This is a genomic window from Pseudomonas sp. REP124 (genome assembly GCF_020164475.1).
GTDB lineage: Bacteria > Pseudomonadota > Gammaproteobacteria > Pseudomonadales > Pseudomonadaceae > Aquipseudomonas.
In genome coordinates this window covers 1-6,947 of sequence record NZ_JAIQWX010000230.1, presented here as the reverse complement: position 1 = coordinate 6,947, position 6,947 = coordinate 1, and the positions used below count along the sequence as shown (strand labels likewise).

The 6,947-nt window shown below is 62.4% G+C and carries 5 protein-coding genes; all 5 read left to right on the top strand.

Annotated elements, in window-relative coordinates; all coding sequences use genetic code 11:
• Positions 1 to 213 precede the first annotated feature (213 nt).
• A complete protein-coding gene (gene glyA / locus K9857_RS29185; RefSeq protein ID WP_224541854.1) occupies positions 214 to 1,467 on the top strand; it encodes a serine hydroxymethyltransferase in 1,254 nt (417 codons plus the stop codon).
• 23 nt (positions 1,468 to 1,490) lie between these two features.
• Positions 1,491 to 2,741: a sarcosine oxidase subunit beta gene (locus tag K9857_RS29180; protein ID WP_003206307.1), complete on the top strand. Its 1,251-nt coding sequence runs from the start codon at positions 1,491 to 1,493 to the stop codon at positions 2,739 to 2,741.
• Between the two features lie 14 nt (positions 2,742 to 2,755).
• A complete protein-coding gene (locus K9857_RS29175) occupies positions 2,756 to 3,085 on the top strand; it encodes a sarcosine oxidase subunit delta (protein WP_034147448.1) in 330 nt (109 codons plus the stop codon).
• Positions 3,082 to 6,099, top strand: a complete 3,018-nt coding sequence (locus K9857_RS29170; RefSeq protein WP_224541852.1) for a sarcosine oxidase subunit alpha — start codon at positions 3,082 to 3,084, stop codon at positions 6,097 to 6,099. The genes K9857_RS29175 and K9857_RS29170 overlap by 4 nt, the downstream gene beginning before the upstream one ends.
• 165 nt (positions 6,100 to 6,264) lie before the next feature.
• Positions 6,265 to 6,897: a sarcosine oxidase subunit gamma gene (locus tag K9857_RS29165; protein ID WP_224541850.1), complete on the top strand. Its 633-nt coding sequence runs from the start codon at positions 6,265 to 6,267 to the stop codon at positions 6,895 to 6,897.
• Positions 6,898 to 6,947: the final 50 nt, after the last annotated feature.

Genomic DNA, 6,947 nt, shown 5'->3' with positions numbered 1-6,947 from the left:
CGCGAGCAAGCCCGCTCCCACAAGGGATTGAGGCGTACTTGCGATTGCGTTCCAACGGTCCGATTCCCGTCATGTCGTAAACGCACCTTTGCGTGGCGCCCATAGGCATTTGACCTGCCTGCACCGGTCATAACATCGCATTCAAAGGGCAAGGGCGAACCGCCAGTGCCTTACCGAGACGAATGGCGCATAGATGCCGCTGGGAGAGACGCGATGTTCAGCAAGCAAGACCAGATCCAGGGTTACGATGATGCACTGCTGGCGGCAATGAATGCCGAAGAGCAACGTCAGGAAGATCACATCGAGCTGATTGCGTCGGAGAACTACACCAGCAAGCGCGTCATGCAAGCGCAAGGCAGCGGCCTGACCAACAAGTACGCCGAAGGCTATCCGGGCAAGCGTTACTACGGCGGCTGCGAGCACGTGGACAAGGTTGAAGCCCTGGCCATTGAACGCGCCAAGCAACTGTTCGGCGCCGATTACGCCAACGTCCAGCCACACTCCGGCTCCTCGGCCAACAGCGCCGTTTATCTGGCCCTGCTGCAAGCCGGCGACACCATCCTGGGCATGAGCCTGGCCCACGGCGGTCACCTGACCCACGGTGCCAAGGTGTCGTCCTCGGGCAAGCTGTACAACGCCGTTCAATACGGCATCGACACCGACACCGGCCTGATCAACTACGACGAAGTCGAGCGTCTGGCCGTCGAGCACAAGCCGAAGATGATCGTTGCCGGCTTCTCCGCTTACTCCAAGACTCTGGACTTCCCGCGCTTCCGCCAGATCGCCGACAAGGTTGGCGCGCTGCTGTTCGTCGACATGGCCCACGTGGCCGGTCTGGTCGCTGCTGGCCTGTACCCGAACCCGCTGCCGTACGCCGACGTGGTCACCACCACCACTCACAAGACCCTGCGCGGTCCACGTGGCGGCCTGATCCTGGCCAAGTCCAACGAAGAGATCGAGAAGAAGCTCAACGCTGCGGTATTCCCCGGCGCCCAGGGCGGCCCGCTGATGCACGTGATCGCCGGCAAGGCCGTGTGCTTCAAGGAAGCACTGGAGCCTGGCTTCAAGACTTACCAGCAGCAAGTGATCGACAACGCCCAGGCCATGGCCGGCGTGTTTATCAAACGCGGCTACGATGTAGTGTCCGGCGGCACCGATAACCACCTGTTCCTGGTCAGCCTGATCCGTCAGGGCCTCACAGGCAAAGAGGCGGACGCAGCCCTCGGTCGCGCCCACATCACCGTGAACAAGAACGCCGTGCCGAACGATCCGCAGTCGCCGTTCGTCACCTCCGGCCTGCGCATCGGCACCCCGGCTGTGACCACTCGCGGCTTCAAGGTTGCGCAGTGCGTGGAACTGGCCGGCTGGATCTGCGACATCCTCGACAACCTCGGCGATGCCGACGTCGAAGCCAACGTTGCCCAGCAAGTCTCGGCCCTGTGCGCTGACTTCCCGGTTTATCGCTGAGTGCGGTTTTGGAGTAAATGACTATGCAACGCTACTCAGGCTTCGGCCTCTTCAAACACTCTCTCAGCCACCACGAAAACTGGCAGCGGATGTGGCGCACGCCGACCCCTAAAAAGGTTTACGACGTGGTCATCGTCGGCGGTGGCGGGCACGGTCTGGCGACCGCCTACTACCTGGCCAAGGAACACGGCATCACCAACGTGGCCGTGGTTGAAAAGGGCTGGCTGGGCGGCGGTAACACCGCGCGCAACACCACCATCGTTCGCTCCAACTACCTGTGGGACGAGTCGGCGCACCTGTACGAACACGCGATGAAACTGTGGGAAGGCCTGTCCCAGGATCTGAACTACAACGTGATGTTCTCCCAGCGCGGCGTCTACAACCTGTGCCACACCTTGCAGGACATCCGTGATTCCGAGCGTCGGGTCAGCGCCAACCGCCTCAACGGCGTGGACGGCGAACTGCTCAACGCCAAGCAGGTCGCGGACGAGATTCCGTACCTGGATTGCTCCAAGAACACCCGCTACCCGGTGATGGGCGCTACCGTTCAGCGTCGCGGCGGCGTGGCCCGTCACGATGCCGTGGCGTGGGGCTTTGCCCGTGCCGCCGATGCCTTGGGCGTGGACCTGATCCAGCAGACCGAAGTGATCGGTTTCCGCAAGGAAAACGGCGTGTGCATCGGCGTGGAAACCAACAAGGGCTTCATTGGCGCCAAGCGCGTCGGTGTGGTCACCGCCGGTAACTCCGGGCACATGGCCAAGCTCGCGGGCTTTCGTCTGCCGATCGAATCCCACCCGCTGCAAGCGCTGGTGTCCGAGCCGATCAAGCCGATCATCGACAGTGTGATCATGTCTAACGCCGTGCACGGTTACATCAGCCAGTCCGACAAGGGCGACCTGGTGATCGGCGCCGGTATCGACGGCTATAACGGCTACGGCCAGCGTGGTTCGTACCCGGTGATCGAGCACACCATCCAGGCCATCGTCGAAATGTTCCCGGTGCTGTCGCGCGTACGCATGAACCGTCAGTGGGGCGGCATCGTCGACACCACGCCGGACGCCTGCCCGATCATCTCCAAGACTCCGGTGCCGAACATGTTCTTCAACTGCGGTTGGGGCACCGGCGGCTTCAAGGCAACACCTGGTTCGGGCAACGTATTTGCCGCGAGCCTGGCCAAGGGTGAAATGCACCCGCTGGCCGCACCTTTCTCCATCGACCGTTTCCACAACGGTGCGTTGATCGATGAACACGGCGCTGCTGCGGTTGCCCACTAACAGGAGAAATCCCCATGTTGCATATCTTCTGTCCTCACTGCGGCGAGCTGCGCTCCGAAGAGGAATTCCACGCATCCGGCCAGGCGCACATCCCGCGTCCACTGGATCCGAACAGCTGCACCGACGAGGAGTGGGGCGACTACATGTTCTTCCGCGACAACCCTCGCGGTCTGCACCATGAACTGTGGATTCACGCCGCCGGTTGCCGTCAGTACTTCAACGCCACCCGCGACACCGTGACCTACGAGATTCTCGAAACCTACAAGATCGGCACCAAGCCACAATTCACCGACAAGACCGATAGCCCGAAAGCGGCCACCACGGCTCTGGGAGAGAAGGTATGAGCCAGATCAATCGCCTGTCCAACGGCGGACGGATCGACCGCAACAAAGTCCTGAGCTTCACTTTCAACGGCCAGAGCTACAAAGGCTTTGAAGGCGACTCCCTGGCTGCTGCACTGCTGGCAAACGGTGTCGACATCATCGGTCGCAGCTTCAAGTATTCGCGTCCACGGGGCATCTTCGCCGCCGGTACCGAAGAGCCGAACGCGGTGCTGCAGATCGGTGCTACCGAAGCCACCCAGATCCCGAACGTACGCGCCACTCAACAGGCGCTGTACCAGGGCCTGGTCGCCAACAGCACCAACGGCTGGCCGAACGTCAACAACGACATGATGGGGATTCTCGGCAAGGTCGGTGGCAAGCTGATGCCGCCGGGCTTCTACTACAAAACCTTCATGTACCCGCAATCGTTCTGGATGACCTACGAGAAGTACATTCGTAAGGCCGCAGGTCTTGGCCGCTCGCCGACCGAGAACGATCCGGACACCTACGACTACATGAACCAGCACTGCGACGTGCTGATCGTCGGCGCAGGCCCTGCGGGTCTGGCGGCTGCACTGGCGGCTGCGCGCAGCGGCGCCCGTGTGATCCTGGCCGATGAGCAGGAAGAGTTCGGCGGCAGCCTGCTCGACTCCCGCGAAAGCCTCGACGGCAAGCCAGCCACCGAATGGGTCGCCAGCGTCGTTGCCGAACTGAAGAACACCCCGGACGTGCTGCTGTTGCCGCGCGCCACCGTCAACGGCTACCACGACCATAACTTCCTGACCATTCACGAGCGCCTGACCGATCACCTCGGCGATCGCGCACCGATTGGCCAGGTCCGTCAGCGCGTTCACCGCGTGCGTGCCAAACGTGTGGTGCTGGCGACCGGCGCTCACGAGCGTCCACTGGTCTACGGCAACAACGATGTGCCGGGCAACATGCTCGCCGGCGCTGTATCGACCTACGTTCGTCGCTACGGCGTGGCACCGGGCAAGAAGCTGGTACTGACCACCAACAACGACCACGCCTACCGCGTTGCCCTGGATTGGCTCGATGCCAGCCTGCAAGTGGTGGCCATCGCCGACGCCCGCAGCAACCCTCGCGGTGCGCTGGTGGAAGAAGCACGCGCCAAGGGCATCCGCATCCTCACCGGCAGCGCCGTGATCGAGGCCCGTGGCAGCAAGCGCGTGACCGCTGCCCGTGTATCTGCAATCGATGTCAAAGGCCACAAGGTCACCAGCCCTGGCGAGTGGCTCGATTGCGACGTGATCGCCAGCTCCGGTGGTTACAGCCCGATCGTTCACCTGGCTTCGCACCTGGGTGGCAAGCCGATCTGGCGTGAAGACATCCTCGGTTTCGTACCGGGCGAAGCACCGCAGAAGCGCGTGTGCGTCGGTGGCATCAATGGCGTCTACGCTCTGGGTGATTCCCTGGCCGATGGTTTTGAAGGGGGCGTGCGCGCTGCCAGCGAAGCCGGCTTCGCGGCGGTCGAAGCGACCTTGCCCAAAGCACTGACGCGTCTGGAAGAGCCGACTCTGGCGCTGTTCCAGGTTCCGCATGAAAAGAGCACCGCACGGGCACCGAAACAATTCGTCGACCTGCAGAACGACGTCACCGCCGCCGCCATCGAACTGGCGACCCGCGAGGGCTTCGAGTCGGTCGAGCACGTGAAACGCTACACCGCACTGGGCTTCGGCACCGATCAGGGCAAGCTCGGCAACGTCAACGGCCTGGCCATCGCTGCCCGTTCGCTGAACGTGACCATCCCGCAGATGGGCACCACCATGTTCCGTCCGAACTACACGCCGGTGACCTTCGGCGCCGTGGCCGGTCGTCACTGCGGGCATATCTTCGAACCTGTGCGTTTCACCGCACTGCATCACTGGCACCTGAAAAACGGCGCCGAGTTCGAAGACGTCGGCCAGTGGAAACGCCCTTGGTACTTCCCGAAGAGCGGCGAAGACATGCATGCAGCGGTCAAGCGCGAATGCAAAGCCGTGCGCGACAGCGTCGGCCTGCTGGACGCCTCGACCCTGGGCAAGATCGACATTCAGGGCCCGGATGCGCGCGAGTTCCTCAACCGCATCTACACCAACGCCTGGACCAAGCTCGACGTGGGCAAGGCGCGTTACGGCCTGATGTGCAAAGAAGACGGCATGGTGTTCGACGACGGCGTGACTGCATGCCTGGCCGACAACCATTTCGTGATGACCACCACCACCGGCGGCGCGGCTCGCGTACTTCAGTGGCTGGAGATCTACCAGCAGACCGAATGGCCAGACCTGAAGGTGTACTTCACTTCCGTGACCGATCACTGGGCAACCATGACCCTGTCCGGACCGAACAGCCGCAAGCTGCTCAGCGAAGTCACCGACATCGATCTGACCAACGAAGCCTTCCCGTTCATGACCTGGAAAGAAGGTCTGGTCGGTGGCGTTCCGGCCCGGGTGTTCCGCATCTCGTTCACCGGTGAGTTGTCGTACGAAGTCAACGTGCAGGCCGACTATGCGATGGGCGTGCTGGAGAAAATCGTCGACGCCGGCAAGAAGTACAACCTGACCCCGTACGGCACCGAAACCATGCACGTCCTGCGGGCCGAGAAGGGCTTCATCATCGTTGGCCAGGACACCGACAGCTCGATGACTCCTGACGACCTGAACATGGGCTGGTGTGTCGGTCGCACCAAACCGTTCTCGTGGATCGGCTGGCGCGGCATGAACCGTGAAGACTGCGTGCGTGATCAGCGTAAACAGCTGGTTGGCCTCAAGCCGATCGATCCGAACGTCTGGCTGCCGGAAGGCGCGCAACTGGTGTTCAACACCAAACAGGCGATCCCGATGACCATGGTCGGTCACGTGACCTCCAGTTACCTGCACAACTCCCTGGGCTATTCGTTTGCCATGGGCGTGGTCAAGGGCGGTCTGAACCGCATGGGCGAACGCGTATTCGCGCCACTGGCGGACGGCAGCGTGATCGAGGCGGAAATCGTTTCTTCGGTGTTCTTCGATCCGAAGGGTGAGCGCCAGAACGTGTAGTGGCTCCAAGCCTTGCGGATGGGCAATGACACCGAGTCGGCCCATTCGCGAGCAAGCCCGCTCCCACAGGGGAACGCAGACAAATGTGGGAGCGGGCCTGCTCGCGAAGGCGGCAGTACAGCCACCACAGTAGCCGGAACCAACAGAATTCAGAAAGGGTGCCTTATGACCGCAGCCAATGTTTACCAACAACGCCCAACCACCGGGGAAAAGGCCGAGTCGTCGCTGCATCACGCCGACCTCGCCAGCCTGGTGGGCAAGGGCCGCAAGAGCGCTGGCGTGACCGTGCGCGAGAAGAAACTCCTGGGCCACCTGACCATCCGTGGCGACGCCCATGACGCAGCGTTCGCCGCTGGCGTGCACAAGGCCCTGGGCATCGAACTGCCAGGCGCACTGGCCGTCATCGTCAAAGGCGAAACCAGCCTGCAATGGATGGGCCCGGACGAGTGGCTGCTGATCGTGCCGAGCGGTGAAGAGTTCGCTGCCGAGCAAAAACTGCGCAAGGCGCTGGGCGATCTGCACATCCAGATCGTCAACGTCAGCGGTGGTCAGCAGATCCTCGAGCTGACCGGCCCGAACGTGCGCCAAGTGCTGATGAAGTCCACCAGCTACGACGTGCACCCCAACAGCTTCCCGGTAGGCAAGGCCGTCGGCACCGTCTTCGCCAAGTCGCAACTGGTGATCCGCCACACCGCCGAAGACACCTGGGAACTGCTGATCCGCCGCAGCTTCTCGGACTACTGGTGGCTGTGGCTGCAGGATGCGTCGGCCGAGTACGGCCTGGCCGTACAGGCCTGACACTTTCCCTTGTGGGAGCGGGCTTGCTCGCGAATACGGTGGGTCAGTTG

Excerpts from the sequence above, each read along its gene's own strand:
- K9857_RS29175 (WP_034147448.1), top strand. The coding sequence starts at position 2,756 with ATGTTGCATATCTTCTGTCCTCACTGCGGCGAGCTGCGCTCCGAAGAG.
- K9857_RS29180 (WP_003206307.1), top strand. The coding sequence starts at position 1,491 with ATGCAACGCTACTCAGGCTTCGGCCTCTTCAAACACTCTCTCAGCCAC.
- glyA (WP_224541854.1), top strand. The coding sequence starts at position 214 with ATGTTCAGCAAGCAAGACCAGATCCAGGGTTACGATGATGCACTGCTG.
- K9857_RS29170 (WP_224541852.1), top strand. The coding sequence starts at position 3,082 with ATGAGCCAGATCAATCGCCTGTCCAACGGCGGACGGATCGACCGCAAC.
- K9857_RS29165 (WP_224541850.1), top strand. The coding sequence starts at position 6,265 with ATGACCGCAGCCAATGTTTACCAACAACGCCCAACCACCGGGGAAAAG.